The sequence below is a fragment of the Ruegeria sp. CG4 genome, from assembly GCF_056537185.1.
Window position 1 is genome coordinate 821,418 of the sequence record NZ_JBQFRB010000001.1, and the last position, 20,038, is coordinate 841,455.

General features: G+C 58.5%; 20 protein-coding genes. 12 read left to right on the top strand and 8 right to left on the bottom strand.

The window, feature by feature from the left end:
* Window positions 1–65 precede the first annotated feature (65 nt).
* A complete protein-coding gene (gene queA, locus ACR0J2_RS04060) occupies window positions 66–1,112 on the bottom strand; it encodes a tRNA preQ1(34) S-adenosylmethionine ribosyltransferase-isomerase QueA (protein ID WP_480812026.1) in 1,047 nt (348 codons plus the stop codon).
* 44 nt (window positions 1,113–1,156) lie between these two features.
* The gene (locus ACR0J2_RS04065) at window positions 1,157–4,537 is read right to left on the bottom strand and encodes a YhdP family protein (protein ID WP_480811737.1); all 3,381 of its coding nucleotides are present in this window, start codon (window positions 4,535–4,537) and stop codon (window positions 1,157–1,159) included.
* A gap of 72 nt (window positions 4,538–4,609) precedes the next feature.
* On the opposite strand from ACR0J2_RS04065, the gene ACR0J2_RS04070 reads away from it, so the two are divergent.
* From ACR0J2_RS04070 to ACR0J2_RS04085, 4 genes are all read left to right on the top strand, one after another.
* Window positions 4,610–5,071 carry a peroxiredoxin gene (locus tag ACR0J2_RS04070; RefSeq protein ID WP_170676473.1) on the top strand — a complete coding sequence of 154 codons (462 nt, stop codon included), beginning with the start codon at window positions 4,610–4,612 and terminating at the stop codon, window positions 5,069–5,071.
* A gap of 73 nt (window positions 5,072–5,144) precedes the next feature.
* Window positions 5,145–5,978: a ferritin-like domain-containing protein gene (locus ACR0J2_RS04075; protein WP_480811738.1), complete on the top strand. Its 834-nt coding sequence runs from the start codon at window positions 5,145–5,147 to the stop codon at window positions 5,976–5,978.
* Window positions 5,979–6,160: 182 nt separating this feature from the next.
* The gene (locus ACR0J2_RS04080; RefSeq protein ID WP_321252372.1) at window positions 6,161–7,486 is read left to right on the top strand and encodes a M23 family metallopeptidase; all 1,326 of its coding nucleotides are present in this window, start codon (window positions 6,161–6,163) and stop codon (window positions 7,484–7,486) included.
* Entirely contained in the window at window positions 7,476–7,976 is a 501-nt protein-coding gene (locus ACR0J2_RS04085; RefSeq protein ID WP_170610317.1) for a bactofilin family protein, read from the top strand. The genes ACR0J2_RS04080 and ACR0J2_RS04085 overlap by 11 nt, the downstream gene beginning before the upstream one ends.
* A gap of 80 nt (window positions 7,977–8,056) precedes the next feature.
* Here the strand turns inward: ACR0J2_RS04085 and ACR0J2_RS04090 are convergent, their stop codons facing one another.
* Entirely contained in the window at window positions 8,057–8,821 is a 765-nt protein-coding gene (locus ACR0J2_RS04090; RefSeq protein ID WP_480811739.1) for a hypothetical protein, read from the bottom strand.
* 153 nt (window positions 8,822–8,974) lie between these two features.
* Window positions 8,975–9,184 carry a hypothetical protein gene (locus tag ACR0J2_RS04095; RefSeq protein WP_480811740.1) on the bottom strand — a complete coding sequence of 70 codons (210 nt, stop codon included), beginning with the start codon at window positions 9,182–9,184 and terminating at the stop codon, window positions 8,975–8,977.
* Between ACR0J2_RS04095 and aqpZ the strand changes: the two genes are divergently transcribed.
* Window positions 9,178–9,867, top strand: a complete 690-nt coding sequence (gene aqpZ / locus ACR0J2_RS04100) for an aquaporin Z (RefSeq protein ID WP_480811741.1) — start codon at window positions 9,178–9,180, stop codon at window positions 9,865–9,867. The two genes, ACR0J2_RS04095 and aqpZ, sit on opposite strands and share 7 nt — an antisense overlap.
* A 21-nt stretch (window positions 9,868–9,888) precedes the next feature.
* On the opposite strand, the gene ACR0J2_RS04105 is transcribed toward aqpZ, so the two are convergent.
* The 3 genes from ACR0J2_RS04105 to ACR0J2_RS04115 all read right to left on the bottom strand — a co-directional run bounded on the left by ACR0J2_RS04105 (window position 9,889) and on the right by ACR0J2_RS04115 (window position 12,273).
* A complete protein-coding gene (locus tag ACR0J2_RS04105; protein ID WP_480811742.1) occupies window positions 9,889–10,854 on the bottom strand; it encodes a DUF3179 domain-containing protein in 966 nt (321 codons plus the stop codon).
* Between the two features lie 362 nt (window positions 10,855–11,216).
* Entirely contained in the window at window positions 11,217–11,774 is a 558-nt protein-coding gene (locus ACR0J2_RS04110; RefSeq protein ID WP_480522501.1) for a peptidylprolyl isomerase, read from the bottom strand.
* Window positions 11,767–12,273 (bottom strand): peptidylprolyl isomerase, encoded by a 507-nt coding sequence (locus tag ACR0J2_RS04115; protein WP_170610303.1) that lies wholly within the window; start codon window positions 12,271–12,273, stop codon window positions 11,767–11,769. The genes ACR0J2_RS04110 and ACR0J2_RS04115 overlap by 8 nt, the downstream gene beginning before the upstream one ends.
* Window positions 12,274–12,407: 134 nt before the next feature.
* Here ACR0J2_RS04115 and ACR0J2_RS04120 point away from each other — a divergent pair, with 134 nt between their 5' ends.
* The 7 genes from ACR0J2_RS04120 to ACR0J2_RS04150 all read left to right on the top strand — a co-directional run bounded on the left by ACR0J2_RS04120 (window position 12,408) and on the right by ACR0J2_RS04150 (window position 18,808).
* Window positions 12,408–13,598 (top strand): phosphoglycerate kinase, encoded by a 1,191-nt coding sequence (locus ACR0J2_RS04120; RefSeq protein ID WP_480812027.1) that lies wholly within the window; start codon window positions 12,408–12,410, stop codon window positions 13,596–13,598.
* Between the two features lie 69 nt (window positions 13,599–13,667).
* Window positions 13,668–14,012, top strand: a complete 345-nt coding sequence (locus ACR0J2_RS04125) for a lysozyme inhibitor LprI family protein (protein WP_170805498.1) — start codon at window positions 13,668–13,670, stop codon at window positions 14,010–14,012.
* 132 nt (window positions 14,013–14,144) lie between these two features.
* Window positions 14,145–14,444 (top strand): FtsB family cell division protein, encoded by a 300-nt coding sequence (locus tag ACR0J2_RS04130; protein ID WP_480522503.1) that lies wholly within the window; start codon window positions 14,145–14,147, stop codon window positions 14,442–14,444.
* Between the two features lie 180 nt (window positions 14,445–14,624).
* Window positions 14,625–15,614 (top strand): pyruvate dehydrogenase (acetyl-transferring) E1 component subunit alpha, encoded by a 990-nt coding sequence (gene pdhA, locus ACR0J2_RS04135; protein ID WP_170610291.1) that lies wholly within the window; start codon window positions 14,625–14,627, stop codon window positions 15,612–15,614.
* Window positions 15,615–15,629: 15 nt separating this feature from the next.
* Window positions 15,630–17,000 (top strand): pyruvate dehydrogenase complex E1 component subunit beta, encoded by a 1,371-nt coding sequence (locus ACR0J2_RS04140; RefSeq protein WP_480811743.1) that lies wholly within the window; start codon window positions 15,630–15,632, stop codon window positions 16,998–17,000.
* Between the two features lie 3 nt (window positions 17,001–17,003).
* Window positions 17,004–17,489, top strand: a complete 486-nt coding sequence (locus ACR0J2_RS04145; RefSeq protein WP_480522506.1) for a hypothetical protein — start codon at window positions 17,004–17,006, stop codon at window positions 17,487–17,489.
* A 14-nt stretch (window positions 17,490–17,503) separates the two neighbouring features.
* Window positions 17,504–18,808 (top strand): pyruvate dehydrogenase complex dihydrolipoamide acetyltransferase, encoded by a 1,305-nt coding sequence (locus tag ACR0J2_RS04150; protein ID WP_480522507.1) that lies wholly within the window; start codon window positions 17,504–17,506, stop codon window positions 18,806–18,808.
* 397 nt (window positions 18,809–19,205) lie between these two features.
* Here the strand turns inward: ACR0J2_RS04150 and cysE are convergent, their stop codons facing one another.
* A complete protein-coding gene (gene cysE / locus ACR0J2_RS04155) occupies window positions 19,206–20,015 on the bottom strand; it encodes a serine O-acetyltransferase (protein WP_170610280.1) in 810 nt (269 codons plus the stop codon).
* Window positions 20,016–20,038 lie beyond the last annotated feature (23 nt).

The window sequence follows — 20,038 nt, forward strand, 5'->3', positions numbered from 1 at the left end:
TCAAAAAACACTCTGATCGTGCTTGTCTATGATATTGCCAGCGCCTGATCCAGCGAACGCGCCATTCACGGGATTAAAAGCGACGCGTCTCCGTACGAAAAGAAGCGATACTTCCGGGCGATTGCGTTCGCGTAGACCTTGCGCATCCGATCCTGTCCCATCAGGGCCGAAACCAGCATCAACAAAGTGGATTTCGGCAAGTGGAAGTTGGTCATCAGCGCATCTGTGACGTTAAAACGAAAGCCGGGATAAATGAAGATATCCGTATCCCCTTCCCAGGCTTCGATCTCGCCATTTCGGGCCGCGCTTTCGATCAGACGCAATGCAGTGGTTCCCACAGGAATTACCCGCCCGCCCGCGGCTTTGGTCGCCCGGATATCGGCGGCGGCTTCGGCACTGACCCTGCCCCATTCTGCATGCATCTTGTGGGTTTTGACATCCTCGACCTTGACTGGCAGGAAGGTTCCGGCCCCGACATGCAGAGTGACATGAGTGATCGAAACACCCCGGTCCGCCAGCGCCTGCATCAAGGGTTCATCGAAATGCAACGACGCGGTCGGCGCGGCCACCGCGCCCGAATTTCTGGCCCAGATCGTCTGATAATCGGTCTTGTCTTGATCGTCCGCCGGACGTTTCGCTGCAATGTAAGGGGGCAAAGGCATCGCACCGGCCTGTTCAAGCGCCGCATCGAAATCCTGGCCCGTCAGGTTGAAGCGTAAAAAGGCCTGTCCGTCTGCGACGGTCTCCAGCGTCGCGCTCAGTTGGTCCGAGAAGCGGATTTCCTCACCCGGCTTCACCTTCTTCAACGGTTTGACCAAAGCGGACCATGTGCCATCGGCCTGCGGATCCAGCAAAGTCGCCTCGATCGCGGCCGATACCGGCCCCTGTGCGCTGTTGCGATGGCGGCGTCCGTTCAGGCGTGCGGGGATCACGCGCGTGTCGTTCAGCACCAGCCTATCGCCAGGCTGCAACCAATCGGGCAGATCGAACACATGCCCGTCCGAAATTGAATCCCCCTGCGCCACCAGCAAACGGGCCGAGGAACGCGGGTTGGCGGGCCGCGTGGCAATCAGGTCTTCGGGCAGATGGAAATCAAAATCGCTGAGTTTCATGGCCGCGCCATACAAGGCCGCGATAGATTCGGCCACAGTTGCGTTCAATGATCTTTTGGGGGAGAACCGTAGGTGCGTTTGGGCTCATCCGGCTTGGGTGCCTGGGCATTCGGGCCATCCGACACGGTGGGTGCAGGGGCACGCATCAGGTCCCGCAGAAACAGGGGCGCCAGACCCGACAAAGGATTCACCGAAACCTTGGGATTCGTTAGCGGCCCCTTCAGCGTGTAGTTGAAGCCAAAAACACCTTCACCCTTTCGGGTCAAAACGCTACCGATGGCATTCACAAGGTAGATGGGTGAGATCGCCCCGCGCAAATTCAGTCGCTGGGCTACAGTATCAATGCTTCCGTCAAAAGACAGGCCCATCGACGGCCCAACCGCGCTGCCGCTGAGCACCTTGATCTCTGTCGGCGTGATCCGCATCCGGCTGTCGATTGCTGAAAAGAAAATGCCCTGCCCCGCCATTTCATCCACCAGCCCCACGAGGCTGATGGCATTCAGAAGCGCCGCCATGGCTGGCGCATCCTTGATCCGCGTATCTACGATCTTCAGGATAACGTCGTAATTTCCGGGACCTGCAACCGGCTCAAGTTGCAGGTCAAATCCTCCGCCCCGCGCCTGCGTTATCACCCCGGCCGAGCGCAAAACCGCCCCCGCGTCCTGTGATTTCAGGGTGACAGCGCTGCGCCCCGCGCGCGGCGTGACCTGACCCTGTACGGTCGCCCCGCCATTGACCTGTGCAGTGAAACCGCCGTTGACGCCCCCGGTTGTCGCAAACGCGCCTTTGAAACCGGTCAATGCAACGGCTTCCGTGATCTGCAGACGATCCAGCGCGACGTTCAGTCTTGGCCCGGCCCCTGCACCACCACCGCCACTGCTTTGGCCAAAGGTTGCCTTTGCCATGTTCATGACACCGCCCAGCACCCGAATGTCCGGGGCCCCGGCCCCGCGCGCGATCAGTTCGGCAGGCACGGCCAACCAATCACCCAAATCGAACGAGCTGAAGCTGACCCGGTCGAACGCCCCCCCTTCGCGGAACGAAATCGACGCCTTGCTGCGCAGCCCTGCTGCGTCGATCTGCAACAGATCCACCTTCAACTGATCGCCGAGCGTCGCTTCGACATCCATCGTGCCCGCGCTTCCGTCAGCTTTACGCCAGCCAAGTTCCGGTATCGCCAGACCAACGCCGACAAGATCAGACGTCGCCGTCAGCCTTGGCGGCTCTCCTCCACCGATGCCCAAATCGAAATCGGCCGTCCCCTGCCCGGTCAGCATCCCGTTTGGCAGGCCGGCCTTGAGTTCATCCATAAGGCGGGGTGAGAGTTCAATCTGGCCGCTCAAGGTGCTGCGCTGCGCACCGCCGGTGCCAATCGGCTGGTTCCAGCGCGCCTGTACCGGCACAGCACCGAACAAACCGTAACCTTCAATGGCAATGTCGTTCTGATCACCGGTCAGCGTCAGGCGGTCCGCGCTGACGGTGAAACCGGGCACCAGCCGGTCGCTGAACAGGTTCCCCAGCTCTCCGGTGAAATGAAACTCGGTATCCTCAAAATCCAGCCCCTTATGCATTGGCAAGGCCAGCGTGCCTTCAACCTTCAGGTCGCCATCCGCCAGTTCAACCGGCAGATTTGCCTTGCTCATCAGTTGCAATGGTGGGCGCTCCAGCAGTGACAGGGCCGCCGTTGTGCTGCCGCTTGCCTGAATACGTGCGATGGCCGGAGAGGACTTCTTGATACCTGTATCAGGAATAATGAAGGACGTGCCCGATGCGTCCACGGGCCCACCTACGTCAGGGATCACGACCCCACTTTGCGCGGTCACGGTGAACCGGTCGCTCAGCAGGCTTGCCTGCCCCTGTGCGTCCTGGACCGGAGGCAACGTTTTTGCAAATCGGACAGTCGTTTCACTGAACCCGAAGTCCAGATAGATATCGGGCTTAGCTCCCGGTTGCAGCCGCAAAGCAAAATCCACGTTCGAAAGATTGCCTTGGTAGACGTTCTCGGAAACCCATTTCCTGGGTTTTGGGGCCAGACGCTCGGGCCAATAGTTCAACAGATCGTCGGACGGCATTTTATCCAGATGAGCATCCAGCCCTCCGGCCCAGCCATCGGTCAGACCTTCCAGCCGACCCGACGCAAGCAAACGGTGGCTGCCATCCTCAATCACCATTTGGCCAAGTCGCAGGCGAAATGGGGCAAGCTTCATCTGGAAATCAAGCTCGGCACGCGACAGTTCGAGCGTCTTGGGAAACAGATTGGCCGGGTTGATCCGGATGGCGCTCAGCCTCAGCTGCGATGACAGGCTTTCAAGCACATTATTTTCCAGACCGTGCAAAAACGCCTTGCCGTCGGCATGTACGGACCCCCATGCCGACTCGATGGACACCTCGTTGAAATCCAGCGTCTGGCCTTTGGGATCGTAGGTGAAATACGTGCGCGCGGCTTCAAACGGGATCGGTTTGATATCTGCTGTAGGCTGCACAGCACCCGCCCCGAGGTTCAGCGTTGCAAACACCGGACCCAAAGCACCTTCGGTATCGAAACTGCCGCGCAACGCGCCAGAGATCGGGGTCTTGAGCACCTGCAACCACGACAGTGCCAGACTTTGCCCGGCAATATCCTCGGAGGGCAGATCAGTAATGGAAATGCCGAAACTGGCCTGCGGCGAACCCAGTGTACTTGTGTAATTTGCCTCGATCGTGCTGGCGTAATCGCGCCCGGTCAGTACCGAAAACCCGGTGGCAAGCCGCATCTCTCCCGCGCTGCGAATGGCCTGAATGTGGCCCCCGTCCAGAACCCAGGACCGGCCCAGGCGCAAATCCTGGTAGCCCAGAGTGATCGCATCCAGTTCCACCGACGTCAGAGCGGACAGGAGCGGCGACAGGAATATCTCGTCGGCTTCCTCGACCAGTTGTGCCAGATCGGGCGCCTCTTGAACAGGCGCGCTGCCGGAACCGACGGTCAGCGTCAGCGCACCGTCCAGCCCCCGGGTCAGGTCGATCTGGGCACCGCTGAGCATGATACGTTTGGGCCGCACGTTACCGCGCAACAGGGGGCGCATCGCCAGGCTGGCCTGCAAGTCAGAAACCTGTGCGATTTGCTGACCTGCCGCATCGCTGATACTTACGTCGCTCAGCCGCAATCTAGGTCGCCACCCTTCATGGATAACGAAAGTGACATCCCCAAAGCGGATCTGCAGCCCGCCCAGCGTCCTCTCCAGACGTTCTTCGACCCGGTCGCGCAGCCAGGCGGGCGCATGCATCGTCTGGCCCAGAACCATGAATCCGGTGAAAAGACCCAACAGAACCAACAGCGCGACACCCCGCATCGCCCAAAGGCTGGCGGCGCGGCGACGTGACCGCCGGCGTGGAGGCTGGCTGGCCTCTCCGGTCTGCTGTTCTTCGTTTTCCGTCAAAGCGTTCACTACACCTTTCAACCTGCTCGTGCCGCCCTATAGTCCGCTAAACCGAACTTGACCAATTCAACGGAGTTTCCAATGCCCGATGTTTCAGACATAGCCCCCGATTTCGCCCTGCCACGGGACGGAGGCGGTGAAATTACCTTGTCGGACCTGCGCGGCCAAGCCGTCGTCTTATTCTTTTACCCCCGTGATGATACGCCGGGCTGCACCAAGGAATCCATCGGTTTCTCGGAACAACTTCAGAGCTTTGCGGAAGCTGGCGCTCAAGTTTTCGGCATCTCGAGGGACAGTGTGGCCAAGCACGACAAATTCGTCGCCAAGCACGGACTGACCACACCGCTGTTGTCAGACGAGGGATCGACCACTTGCGAGGACTACGGGGTTTGGGTGGAAAAGAACATGTATGGGCGCAAATCCATGGGGATCGAAAGATCAACCTTTCTGATCGACGCTGAAGGTCGGATCGCCCGGGTCTGGCGCAAGGTCAAGGTGCCCGGTCACGTCGACGAGGTGCTGGAGGCTGTGCGCGCACTTTAGGTTCGGCCCCCTCGACCCGGGTATCCATACGGTCTATCAACCGCGCGACACCAGGCTACTGCGGAGGATACCCTTGTCCGACACGCTGACGATGATGGCGACCGAAGTTCTGAACACGGCAGATGGGCGGGCCAAGACCGCGCTTTCCAAGCGCCACGCCGCCGCATGGTTTGCTGCCCGCAAGGGTGAAGCGCCGCGGATTGAAATCGGCACCGCCACGCCACCTCTGAACCCGGCACGGCCTGAAAAGCCCGAACTTCGGTCGCCGCGCGACGTACCCAAACGCCGCCCCGGCTCCGAGGCCGGTCGCATCGCGCTGTTACACGCAGTGGCCCATATCGAGCTGAATGCAGTGGACCTGCACTGGGATATCATCGCCCGGTTCGGTCACATCTCCATGCCGATCGGGTTTTATGACGATTGGGTCAAATGCGCCGAAGAGGAGTCGCGCCATTTCGAAATGGTCTGTGATTGCCTTGAACAGATGGGCAGTTTCTATGGCGCCCTGCCCGCCCATGCCGGAATGTGGCGCGCGGCTGAAGATACGGCCGACGATTTGATGGGGCGGCTGGCCGTGGTGCCAATGGTGCTGGAGGCACGTGGCCTGGACGTCACGCCGGGCATGATCGAAATCTTCCGCAAGGCTGGTGCAGATGAAGCCATCGCCGCGCTTGAGGTGATCTATGCCGAAGAGGTCGGCCACGTGGCGTACGGCTCGAAATGGTTTCATTTTCTGTGTGGACGCGAAAACGCCGACCCAAAAGACGTGTTCCACCAGCTTGTCCGGCGCTACTTTCATGGCGCCCTGAAACCACCTTTCAACGAAGAGAAACGCGCCGAAGCGGGACTGCCCCCGGATTTCTACTGGCCCCTCACTGAAGAGATGCCATTGCCGGGAAGCACATGATCTGGGGGCCAATGCGGCTGTTTAGGCAAAATCCCGCCGACAATTGGCCCATTACCGGCTGTTAAGTTGTCTCTCCGGTCAACAAACTTGCCCAAATCGAACCGGCCCTCTATGCACTTCGCCCAAGGGACGGCTATCACTCACGACCGGTCCCGAAAATGGGGACGAGAGAGGGAAGACGCGTGCGAACACGTCTGGCAATCAAAATTCACTCACTGCTCGAGCGGCACTTTCCCGAGCGCAGAGTTTTTCTGAAATCCGACCAGGACACCCGGTTCATCCGGCTGAGTTCCGAAACCCAGATTGCGGCGGTTGCCGGTGTGGCCATCATGGTCGGCTGGACCGCCGTTGCCACGGCGATCCTGCTGATGGACAGTATCGGGTCGGGCAATTTCCGCGATCAGGCAAGGCGCGATCAGGCGACATATCAGGAACGGCTGAATATCATCTCGGAAGAACGCGACGCGCGCGCGCAGGAGGCATTGGCCGCGCAGGACCGGTTCAACGCCGCGCTTGAGCAGATTTCCGTCATGCAATCAGAACTGCTGGCATCGGAAAATCGCCGCCGTGAATTGGAAACCGGGATTGACGTGATCCAGACCACGTTGCGCGCGACGATGAAGCAGCGCGAAGAGGCGCGCACCGAGTTGGCCCAAGTGCAACAGGGCACCGATGGGGGCGACGTCTACATGGCCGCTGCCGCGAACCCCGCGCAAATGGGTTTCATGACCGAAGCGCTGGCGCGGACGGCGCAGGAACGCGATCAGATCGCCGCCAATGCCCGCGATGCGTTGGATCAGCGTGACGAGCTTGAACTGGAAATCCGCCTGATGCAGGAGCGCAGCGACGAGATTTTCCGGCAACTGGAAGAAGCGATGGTCATTTCTGTCGAGCCCCTGGATAAGATGTTCCAGCAGGCAGGTATGCCCACAGACCGTATCATCGAAGAGGTCCGGCGCGGATATAGCGGTATGGGCGGTCCGCTGACCCCTTTATCCTTCAGCACGCGCGGTGAGGAGTTATCTCCGGAAGAAATCCGCGCGAACCGTCTGCTGCAGCAGATGGACCAGTTGAACCTCTACCGTATTGCTGCGGAAAAAGCGCCCTTTGCGAGCCCGGTGCGTGCCGCGGTGCGATACACCAGCGGCTATGGCACCCGTCGTGACCCCAAAACCGGTGGGCGCCGCATGCACAATGGTGCAGATTTTGCCGGACCGCACGGCACGGATATCTTTGCCACGGCCGATGGCGTTGTCACCCATGCGGGCTGGCAGTCAGGCTTTGGGCGGCTGGTAAAGATCAAGCACGCGTTCGGACTTGAGACACTTTACGCTCATAACACAAAGATCCGCGTGAAGGTCGGTCAAAGGGTCTCGCGCGGGGATCATATTGCTGATATGGGTAGCACCGGACGGTCAACCGGCACGCATCTGCACTATGAGGTGCGGTCGAACGGGAGACCTGTGAACCCAATGACTTACATCAAGGCTGCGAGAAATGTTTTCTAAGAGCAAAATCAACGAGCCCGGTTCCAAGGCACCTGAAGCGGCCAAGCCGGCCGCCCCGGCAACACCGGCAGCACCCACCTCGACCGAGACCAAGGCCAGCACTCCGCCCAAGCCGAAGCCACCAGCATCGGTTCTGTCGTCGGACCTGCACATCACAGGCAACATCAAAACGTCCGGCGACATCCAGGTGGAAGGCACCGTCGAAGGCGATATTCGCGCCCATTTGCTGACCATTGGCGAGACGGCCACCATCAAGGGTGAAGTGACCGCCGATGACGTGGTGATCAATGGCCGCATTGTCGGCCGGGTCCGCGGCCTGAAGGTCCGCCTGACTTCGACCGCACGGGTTGAAGGCGACATCATCCACAAGACCATCGCTATCGAAAGCGGCGCGCATTTCGAAGGTTCGGTGCAGCGTCAGGACGACCCTCTGAACCCTGGCCGCAGCGGCAAGTCGGGCGCAAACCCGGCAGCGGAAGTCAGCCAGTAACCTCTGCTGAAACAGCAATAGTCTGGAAAACGCCGCAGCAACACTGCGGCGTTGTTTTTCTTTGACAGCATCTGGGCCTTCTAGGTCTCACGCTGGTTCCAAGTGGCATTGGTTTCTATGATTCCCGCAACTGCAATTGCCTTTTCGGCAAGTTCTGCCTTGGTGTCGTCTGCAAAAGCCAACTTCTCAATCCTCTGATGCATCTCTTTTGATGTGTAGAAGTCGAATATTCTGGAGTTGTTCGGGCTTGGCCAAAAGGCGGTGATCCAAATCGCCTCGCGACCAGGTACGCGACCGGCGCACCAGTCGTTCCAGAAACGGCAGACCAGCTTGTCATCGGCAACATCCGCAACCTGCGCCAGCAGGGTTTCCAATGGCCACCCACCCAGGTTGAACATACAGATCGTATCATCCAGGTAATCATGCCCTTGCCGGTCGATCTCGCGCATCAGGAAGAGGCGCTGAAACCGATCGAGCACATTCCATTCCTCGGCTGACCAGTTATCCGGGTTGCCGGTTTCAAACCGGCTCAGGCTGACTTCAAGCCCGTTCGAACTGACGTCTTCATCACATGCCAGAACTTCCAGTATACGTGGCAGGAGATAGGCCCAAATTGTCTTATCGACGCCTTTCGGATCACATGCCGCAAAGAACCAATCCCGAATGTAGTGCAGAGGCAGGTCTTCAATATCCGGATTGAAGAAATCCGCTTCGATGGACGCCTCCATGCAGCACCCTTCGCAGACGCCGGTTCGTGTTGGCCTGGGGTAGGAAAGAACGCGATATGCATCTTCGATGACACCGGCGAACGGATGGTCCCCGGGCAGTTTTGCACTAGGTGGCATTTTCTGTTTTTGACCCATCCAAGATTTGACCTTGATCGCAAACGACTGAACAAGACTTACTGCCGAGGTCCCGTCACAGAAACACTCATCAGGAATTTACACAATATCTCGGGCCTCGGATGTGATGTGCGTGCCGCAGTCGGCAACTGACGGTCAATAGAACATCAGCTCAGGATGCTTATGCGACGCGGGTTTCACGTCCCCTATGCTCAGGCGAATGAGCAGCGCAGCCAGGGCGTCCTCGATGGTCTGTTGAGTGCGGCCCGTTTTCGCAAAAAAGCTCTCCGATTTCATTAGTTTCACAAAACGTGTTTTTTGAATTAACCTGAAAATCATTGTTTTCTGGAGGACTTTTGATGTCATCAAAACTAATGGCAGAGTTTTTCGGCACCTTCTGGTTGGTGCTGGGCGGGTGCGGCAGTGCGGTACTTGCTGCAGGTGTAGCTGATGTTGGTATTGGCTGGCTGGGCGTTTCGTTTGCGTTCGGCCTGACCGTGCTGACAATGGCCTATACGGTCGGGCATATTTCAGGCGGACATTTCAACCCTGCCGTCAGCCTGGGGCTTATGATTGGCGGGAGGTTTCCGGCCAAGGATCTCTTGCCCTACTGGGGCGCGCAAGTGGTTGGCGCGATTGTTGCGGCGATTGTTCTGTATATGATCGTCAGCGGTGCACCCGGTTTTGAAGGCGTGGGCGGGTTTGCATCGAACGGGTACGGTGATGCATCGCCCGAAGGGTATTCGATGATGTCCGCACTGGTCATCGAGATCGTTCTGACGGCGTTCTTCATTCTGATCATTCTGGGTGCGACGTCTGCCGGCGCGCCTGCGGGTTTTGCCCCGATTGCCATCGGTCTGGGCCTGACTCTTATCCACCTGATCTCGATCCCGGTCACGAATACGTCGGTCAACCCGGCGCGGTCGACTGGTGTGGCGCTGTTTGCGGATGGTCCGGCGCTGGCGCAGCTGTGGCTGTTCTGGGTCGCGCCGCTGATCGGGGCCGCGATCGGAGCGGTAATCTGGAAAGTAATGTCCCCGGAAGACTAGGGTGAATTCTGTCGGAGGCCGTTAAGGGCGGCCTCCGACCATCCATTGCCCGTTCGGCCAGAAGGCATGAAAGGCAAAGGCAAACATGACATCGTGGACAACGTCCCTGCCCTTGTCATTCCGCACGCGGATCGATCCGATATCACGCCCTTTTGCTATCCGCCCCGTATCCAGCGCCGAGGCCTGACCCGTTGACCACCGTATCGTCAGCCCCGCTTCCTGCAATTCATGTTCTTCGTTCAGGCGCGTCAGAGGCCATGCCTTGTCCCCCACACGCACGACCCGTTCAAGCGGTGGAATGCCGTGCGGCGGGTCTTGTCCGGAGTACAGAAACGGTCGACGCGACGTGTCATAGCCTCGATAGGGGTTGCGCCCATAGTCGCGGTTGTAGGCGGGTTCAGCCATCACCAGCCCGTCGGGATTGCGGGCGCTGAAATCGGCCCAGCTTTCCATCCAAACCGGCAAAGTCCTGAGTTCGCGACCTGTCATGCGTCCGACAATGGCCTGACCCGTCGCCTGCTGCCACCAGCTCTGGGTTTCGCGGTCATACATCACCATATCGGAATGACGCAGTTTACCGGTAACGCCAAAACTCAAGACACGATTGGACAAACGCCGATCAAACACGATGGCCGAGTTGCAAAGCGGACAAAATGTAACTGCGATGGGGGTGCTGCCGATACGGTCGTTCACGATCTCATGCCACATCAGATAGCGGATTGGATAGGCGCGTGGCGCGGCTCCCGCCAGTTCCACAGTTATCACAGGTTCGACATCTGCAAGCGAGCCATTGGAAACGCGGACAAACCCGGGATCGTCCAATGCCGGAATCCCATCTTTCGGCGGACCCCCTGACCGGATTTCCGACCAGTTCGCTATTGCGGATCTTCTGAAATCGGTCTCCGGCCATTCCGCACGCCATTCATCAGGATCGGCTCCTGTGGCCGTGGCCCACATCATCAACGCACATGTAAAGAGAACGCGCATCAGCCCACCTCTTGACGTTCTGACATGCTGACGCAGCTTTCCCCCTTGGACCAGACCGATACACGCAAAATTGAATGCACCGGATCGGGGCAAAGAAGCTGCCGCTGGCACCCAATTCTGTCGCCATCATCAGCCAAAATCATGGGCCGTCAGAACCGGCGCACCATTCAAGGAGGCTATCCTGACGGATTTTTCACTGGCAATCGCCGATGCGATCCCTGCTGCTGCAATGTTGACATTGAAAGATGTAAGCCACTTAGCTTCGTTTCAGACGCCGGAAGCTCATACCGTGCGATCCACGATTTAATCGATGGGTAGCGGAATGGGAAAACCCGGCGCGAAACAGCGCCGGGATTGAGGTATTACTCGGTCACGGTGACTTTTTTCATCACGTCAGGCTGCCCGATGACTGCACCGTTCTGCCCTTCACCGCGTTTGATCGCATCAACAACATCCATTCCGTCCGTGACTTTTCCGACGACCGTGTACTGGCCGTCCAAAAACGGACCGGGCTCGAACATGATGAAGAATTGCGAGTTGGCGCTGTTGGGGTTATTACCCCGCGCCATGCCTACAACGCCACGATCGAACGTCACGTCCGAAAACTCGGCAGGAAGGTCCGGACGTTTGGAACCGCCGCGCCCGGCTAAACCCGCGTTGAACTCATCAGAGTTCTGATCGCCGAAATGCACGTCACCCGTCTGTGCCATGAACCCGTCAATCACGCGGTGGAAGATCACACCGTCATACTGACCTTCGCTGGCCAGCGCCGCGATCTGTTCAACATGTTTGGGGGCTACGTCGTCGAACAGTTCGATGGTGATGGTGCCATTGGCCCCTTGACCTTCGACCTTGATCTCAAGCCCGGTTGCCAGCGCCGGGCCGGCAATCAGAGCAAAAACTGCCGCCAGCTTATGCATCGGCCGCCACCTTGACGCTGACCATCCGGTCGGGGCTTGCAGGCGGCTCGCCGCGGGTGATGGCGTCGACATGCTCCATGCCTTCGATAACGCGGCCGTAAACGGTGTACTGGCCGTTCAGGAAATGATTGTCCTTGAAGTTGATGAAGAACTGCGAATTCGCCGAGTTCGGGTTCTGTGACCGGGCGGCGCCCAGTGTTCCCCGGTCGTGCGGCAGTTTCGAGAACTCCGCCGGAACGTTCGGCAGGGACGAACCGCCGGTACCTGCCATACGCAGGTTGAACCCGTCTTCCATGTCGCCATGCTGTACGTCTCCGGTTTGCGCCATGAAACCGTCGATCACACGGTGAAAGGCCACGTTGTCGTATTCGCCCGCACGCGCCAGTTCCTTCATCCGCTCACTGTGTTGGGGTGCCACGTCCGGCAGAAGCTCGATGACGACATTGCCATCCTTCAGTTCGATGATGATGGTGTTTTCGGGATCCTTGATCTCGGCCATTTGGCCCTCCTGTCGTTTATCTTGCGCAAATACCTATGATGCGGGCGCATGAATGCCAAGTGACGCATTGACCTGAATGCAAAATGCAGGAAAAGAACCGCCTAGATCGGTTCAAAAATGACGAGGATTGGGCGATGAGCTGGAAAACGCTGGACGATATGGACATGGGCGACAAACGGGTGCTGCTGCGCGTGGACATCAACGTTCCGGTCGTGGACGGCGTCGTGACCGATGCAACCCGTATTCAGCGGATCGTTCCGACCGTGCGCGATATCCTGAACGCAGGCGGTAAACCTATCCTGCTGGCCCATTTCGGACGCCCCGGCGGTGAACGCCGCGAGAGCCTGTCTCTGAAACAGCTGGTACCGACCCTGGAGGCTGCTTTTGGAGCCGAGGTTCTGTTTGCCGCCGATTGCGTCGGTGCCGAAGCCGAACTGGCCGCGCAGGAACTGAAGCCCGGTCAGGTGCTGCTGTTGGAAAACACCCGTTTCCATGCGGCAGAGACCAAGAACGATGCGGACCTGGCCGCAGGTATGGCACGCCTGGGTGATCTGTATTGTAACGACGCGTTTTCCGCCGCGCACCGCGCCCACAGTTCAACCGAGGCGCTTGCACGTTTGCTTCCCGCTTGCGCCGGTCGTCTGATGCAGGCCGAACTTGAGGCGCTGGAAGGCGCCTTGGGTTCACCGAAACGCCCCGTCACTGCCGTTGTCGGTGGGGCCAAGGTATCGACCAAGCTGGAGTTGCTGGGCAATCTGATCGACAAGGTCGACTATCTGGTCATTGGCGGAGGAATGGCGAACACATTTCTTGTCGCCAAGGGCATTGATGTCGGGAAATCGCTGGCCGAAACCGCGATGAAGGACACGGCTGCGGAAATTCTGGCAAAGGCGGAGACGTCGGGCTGCACGATTGTCCTGCCCCGCGACATCGTGGTCGCCGAAAAGTTCGAAGCCCATGCTCCGCATCAGGTTCTGCCATCTGATGGATGCCCCCCGGAGGGTATGATCCTGGATGCCGGCCCCGAAAGTGTCGCGGCCATCACCGAAATCTTTGCGCAAAGCCAGACCCTGATCTGGAACGGCCCGCTGGGTGCTTTCGAGCTGGAACCCTTCGACGCTGCCACAAACGCCGCAGCGCTTAAAGCGGCTGCGCTGACCCGGTCGGGCAAGCTGATCTCGGTTGCTGGTGGGGGTGACACGGTTGCCGCCCTTAATGCGTCGGGGGCAGCCAGCGATTTCACCTACATCTCAACCGCCGGCGGCGCGTTTCTTGAGTGGATGGAAGGCAAAACCCTGCCCGGCGTCGCGGCATTGGAAGGCTAGTCGTAAAGACAAATTGGCTGCATTTCGCGCCTCATGATAAACTCTCCTTATTGATTTGGAGATTTTGTCATGAGGTACCTTGCCTGCCTGATCGTTGCATTGATCCCCGCCTATTCCGCCGCACAATCCAGTTGTAGCGGACAAACCCAACTCGACGCCAATTTCTGCGCCAAGGAAAAATGGGAAATCGCGGATCGCGAGTTGAACCGTATCTGGGCCGAAGTCAAACCGCTTGCCGATGCGCGTGGGAACGGTCAATCCCTGTTGAACGAACAGCGCGCCTGGCTGAAAGCGCGTGACGCGACTTGCGATCCGGAGCTGGCAAGCGATGGCAGCGCGGCGCCCATGTTCTATTGGGCCTGCATGGAGCAGCAAACTCTGACACGCAATCAGGCGCTGGCGGCATGGCGCTGAGAAACCTAATTCGGCAATTCGCAAAAAAGTGCGAATCAAGGGATTCACAACGCGAATCGCCTGTGACATAGTGCGATCAGATGTCCGCAAAGGGCACGTTTTTGAGGCAGACTTCATACGGCGGTTAACAGAGTGTCCCGTTCCCATCGGCCCGGTTTGGGCTCAGTTTTGTTCTTCATGGTGGCTTTCATGCTGGGTGTCTATTTCACCTTCGCCGCCGTGCAGGGCGATTTTGGCCTGTTCAGACGGGTCGAGATTGCTGCGGAACGGGACGCTCTGTCGCGCGATCTGGCCCGGCTTGAGGCTGAGACCTCGGAAATGGAAAACCTGACCCGTCGCCTGTCGGACACCTATCTGGATCTTGATTTGCTGGACCAGCAGGCCCGTTCGGTTCTTGGTATGGTCCGCACGGATGAAATCGTCATTCACTGATCCCTGAGGTTTCGGATTTTTCATCGAAAAACCTTTGCCCGCAGTCTTTTAACGAAGACCGCAAGGCCAAGGATCGCGCATCCTGCCCCTGCGTTACTTTTACTCTCGCCAGATGCGGTCAAATGTTCTATGAGATAGTTTAACGCTAAACTATCTTGCCGAAAGGGGGAGATTGCCACAATGGCTGCGCGAAAAACCACAAAGAAACCAAACGTTTCTGCGGACGAACTCAAACTCTATTATCGCGAAATGTTGCTGATCCGCCGATTCGAGGAGAAGGCGGGACAACTATACGGTATGGGTCTGATCGGCGGATTTTGCCATTTGTACATCGGTCAGGAGGCCGTTGTGGTCGGTCTCGAAGCTGCTGCCGAAGAAGGCGACAAGCGCATCACCTCCTATCGTGATCATGGCCATATGCTGGCCTGCGGCATGGATCCCGGCGGCGTGATGGCCGAACTGACCGGGCGCGAGGGCGGCCTGTCCAAGGGCAAGGGCGGCTCGATGCACATGTTCTCGAAAGAGAAACATTTCTACGGCGGCCACGGCATCGTGGGCGCGCAGGTGCCATTGGGCGCGGGTCTGGCCTTTGCCGACAAGTACAAGGGCAACGGAAGGGTGACATTCACCTATTTCGGCGACGGAGCGGCGAACCAGGGTCAGGTGTATGAAACCTTCAACATGGCTGCCCTGTGGGATCTTCCCGTTGTCTTCGTGATCGAGAACAACCAGTACGCCATGGGCACTGCGCAAGCCCGCTCCACCTCGACCCAGGACATTTACGTTCGCGGAGAAGCCTTTGGCATTCCCGGCGAGATCGTCAACGGCATGGATGTTCTGGCCGTCAAGGAGGCCGGCGAAAAGGCCGTCGCTCACTGCCGCGCGGGCAAGGGTCCGTATATCCTTGAAGTCAAGACTTATCGCTACCGCGGCCACTCGATGTCTGACCCGGCCAAGTATCGCACACGGGAAGAAGTTCAGAAGGTCCGCGAGCAAAGCGACCCGATCGAACATGTGCGCGAGCTGCTGTTGTCCGGCAAACACGCGACAGAAGATGATCTGAAAGCAATCGACAAAGAGATCAAAGAGGTCGTCAACAAGGCCGCCGAATTCTCGAAAGAAAGCCCCGAGCCGTCGCTGGACGAGCTCTGGACCGACATCTACGCCTGAGAGGACGAATAAGACATGGCAACCGAAATTCTCATGCCCGCCCTTTCGCCCACGATGGAAGAGGGAACGCTTGCCAAATGGCTGGTCAAGGAAGGCGACACCGTTTCATCCGGCGACATCATGGCCGAGATCGAAACCGACAAGGCCACAATGGAGTTCGAAGCCGTCGACGAAGGCATCGTTGGCAAGATCCTGATCGAGGAAGGCACCGAAGGGGTCAAGGTGAACACTCCAATCGCCATTCTGGTTGAGGAAGGTGAAGACGCCTCGGCCCTGCCGTCGGCCGCGCCTGCTGCTGAAGTGGCGCCCGAGGCTGCCCCGGCGGTGGTCGCTTCTGCGGCTCCGGCTGCTGCACCGGCGGCACCGGTGGTGGACCTGTCTCCCGACTGGCCGGCAGATGCCGAAATGAAACCCCAAACCGTTCGCGAAGCCTTGCGCGACGCCATGGCCGAAGAAATGCGTGGCGATGAGGACGTTTACCTGATGGGCGAAGAAGTCGCCGAATATCAGGGCGCCTACAAAATCTCGCAGGGCTTGCTGGACGAATTCGGCAGCAAGCGTGTGATCGACACTCCGATCACCGAGCACGGGTTTGCCGGCATCGCGGTGGGTTCGGCCTTTGGTGGGTTGAAACCGATTGTCGAGTTCATGACCTTCAACTTCGCCATGCAGGCAATTGACCAGATCATCAACTCGGCCGCCAAGACACTTTACATGTCCGGCGGTCAGATGGGTTGTCCGATCGTGTTCCGTGGTCCGAACGGCGCAGCGGCACGCGTTGCAGCCCAACATAGCCAGGACTATGCGGCGTGGTACATGCAGGTGCCCGGCCTCAAGGTTGTCATGCCTTACTCTGCCGCTGACGCAAAAGGTCTGCTGAAGTCTGCCATCCGCGATCCCAACCCGGTCGTTTTCCTGGAAAACGAAATCCTTTACGGTCGCAGCTTTGACATGCCTCAGGTTGACGACCTGACCGTCCCGCTGGGCAAGGCCCGTATCTGGCGCGAAGGTTCCGACGTCACCATCGTCAGCTTCGGTATCGGCATGCAGTTCGCACTGGAAGCCGCCGACAAGCTGGCCGGAGAAGGTATCAACGCCGAAGTGATAGACCTGCGCACAATCCGCCCGATGGATACAGGTGCAATCATCAATTCCGTGATGAAGACCAATCGCCTGGTGACTGTCGAGGAAGGTTGGCCGCAAGGTTCGGTTGGCAGCTATATCTCATCCGTGGTGATGCAGGAGGCGTTCGATTACCTCGACGCGCCGGTCATCAACTGCACCGGCAAGGATGTTCCGATGCCCTACGCTGCAAACCTGGAAAAACTGGCGCTGGTGACCACCGATGAGGTGATCGCAGCCGTCAAACAAGTGACGTACCGCTAGGCGATGATTGCAAGGAACGCAGATTATCCTTCGGGAGCAGACTGGCTTTTCGAAAGCCTCGATGCCGCACGAAAGGACAACAACCGCAATCTGCTTTATGTTTGCGCAGCGTTCCTTGCCGTTTCCTTCATCAGCATAGCTTTGAATCTGGAAGGCCTGAACGGGATCGAGTTTCAGTTTTCCTTTATGGTTGGAAGTCTGACCGACGCCTGGCCTATCCGGGCAATGCTGAGCGTTGCCTGTATCGTTTCGTATGCTTCCGTCATCTACATCGTGCTCGAGCAGCAGCGCTTGCAGCTTGGCATGGATTACCTGGCGGTTTTGGATCACAGCGACGCGGCGGCACTGGGAAACTTCACTGAGTGGCTGAAGACAAACCACCCGCATGTGTCGCGCGCGCGTTCCATGGTGATTGGTGTGTTCGTCACCTTTTGTGCCGCTATTCTGCTTATCGACATCGCAACGCTGATCTACTCATTCTCGAAGTAAGAGGACATGAAGACATGCCCACCGAAATTCTGATGCCCGCCCTTTCACCCACCATGGAGGAAGGAACACTTGCCAAATGGCTGGTCAAGGAAGGCGACACCGTCGCCTCGGGTGACTTGCTGGCCGAAATCGAAACCGACAAGGCCACGATGGAGTTCGAGGCCGTCGACGAAGGTGTTGTTGGTAAGATCCTAATCCCGGAAGGCACCGAAGGGGTCAAGGTCAACACCGCTATTGCGGTTCTTCTGGACGATGGCGAAAGCGCCGATGATATCGCGGCCGCGCCTGCCGCTGCTCCAGCGGCTGCGCCTGCAGCCGCCGCGGGCAACGAGGCTGCCGCGCCCGCGGCACCCGAGGCGCCGGCCCCTGCCCCGTCTGCTCCGGCCAAAGCCGATGGCGGACGCATCTTTGCATCACCTCTGGCCAGACGCATCGCGGCGCAGAAAGGCCTGGATCTTGCGCAATTGTCCGGATCGGGTCCCCATGGCCGTATCGTCAAGGCAGATGTGGAAGGCGCGACAGCAACCGCACCTGCTGCGGCACCCGCCGCAGCCGCGTCAGCACCTGCAGCGGCGGCGGCTCCAACTGGCCCATCCGCCGATATGGTTGCCCGCATGTACGAGGGTCGTGAATACGAAGAGATCAAACTCGACGGGATGCGCAAGACCATCGCCGCGCGTCTGGGTGAAGCTAAACAGACCATCCCGCATTTCTATCTGCGCCGCGACATCAAGCTGGATGCACTGCTCAAGTTCCGCAGCCAGTTGAACAAACAACTGGAGGGCCGTGGCGTAAAGCTGAGCGTCAACGACTTCATCATCAAGGCCGTCGCCAACGCGCTGCAACAGGTCCCGGAATGCAACGCCGTCTGGGCGGGCGATCGGGTGCTGCAACTGAGGCCGTCGGATGTCGCCGTTGCGGTTGCAATCGAAGGCGGCCTGTTCACCCCAGTTCTACAGGACGCCGACACCAAATCGCTTTCTGCGCTGTCAACCGAGATGAAGGACCTCGCCGGTCGTGCCCGTGAACGCAAGCTGGCACCGCATGAATATCAGGGCGGTACATTCGCGGTTTCGAACCTCGGCATGTTTGGTATCGACAATTTCGACGCCATCGTGAACCCGCCCCATGCAGGTATTCTGGCCGTTGGTACAGGGTTGAAGAAGCCGGTCGTGGGTGAAGATGGCGAACTGACGGTCGCCACGGTCATGTCGGTCACAATGTCGGTTGATCACCGGGTCATTGACGGCGCGCTTGGCGCACAGTTGCTGCAAGCCATCGTGGACAATCTTGAAAACCCGATGGTCATGCTGGCCTGAAACAAGACAACAGCCTCGCCGCATCCTTGATCCGGCGAGGCTTTGCCCCTTGTTCAGGATGTGAGAGGGCGAGATCACCATCGGCTTTGTTCAGAAAGATCGGCGTCTCGCATCTCATTGCGCATGGCTCCTTTACCTGTCGGAGTGCAATGACCTCTGCGAAATCAGTCAGAATTTTGCTGATGCTCATTTTTGCTGGCGACAGCACTTCCAGCGCCATTAAGGGCCAAGCCCAACAACTATCCGCGCGAAAATTCCCGTTTCAGTTCATCTGATCCTGCTGCATTCGCAAGACAGAAAACGGCGCGATAGTTTGATCAAAGAGCGCAAGAAGCGATGGGAAGAAAGAAGGTGCGAGCGGTCGGAGAAAATGAACAACCGCTCGAACTGATTTGCCTTACTGGTCTTTGCCCAGCATGTGGTCCATCGAAATCGACGGCTGATCACAGCCCGCCTCACCCACGATCTTGGCAGGAATGCCCGCCACGGTCTTGCAAGGCGGAACCTCCTGCAGCACCACCGATCCGGCGGCTATGCGACTGCAGTTACCGACCTTGATATTGCCAAGCACTTTGGCCCCGGCCCCAATCAGAACACCGTTTCCGATCTTCGGATGGCGCTGTTCTTCTTCTTTGCCGGTTCCACCAAGCGTCACAGAATGCAGCATCGAGACGTTATCACCGACAACGGCGGTTTCCCCGATCACGATGGAGTGTGCGTGATCGATCATGATGCCTTTTCCGATCTGCGCGGCCGGGTGAATGTCGATCCCAAAAATCTCGGACGAACGCATCTGGAAGAAATAAGCCAAGTCATGACGGCCCTTGCGCCACAGCCAATGCGCGACACGATAGGCCTGCATTGCCTGGTAGCCTTTGAAATACAGAATGGGCTGCAACAGCCGGTGGCAGGCCGGGTCGCGTTCGTAGACGGCCATCAGGTCTGCCCGCGCTGCTTCTATCAATCCGTGGTCGTCGGCATAGGCCTCGTCCACGATCTCGCGCAGAACCATCATCGACATCTCGTTCGAGCACAGCTTGGCCGCCACCCGATACGACAGCGCACGTTCAAGGCTGCGGTGATGGAGGATACATGCGTGCACCAACCCGCCCATCAATGGCTCTTTTTCGACAGCCGCGTGCGCCTCGGCCGTGATCCGATCCCAGACCGGATCCATGTTTCTCACTTTGGTGCGCGTTTCAAACATAGCTATTGATCCCTTGCTGCGCC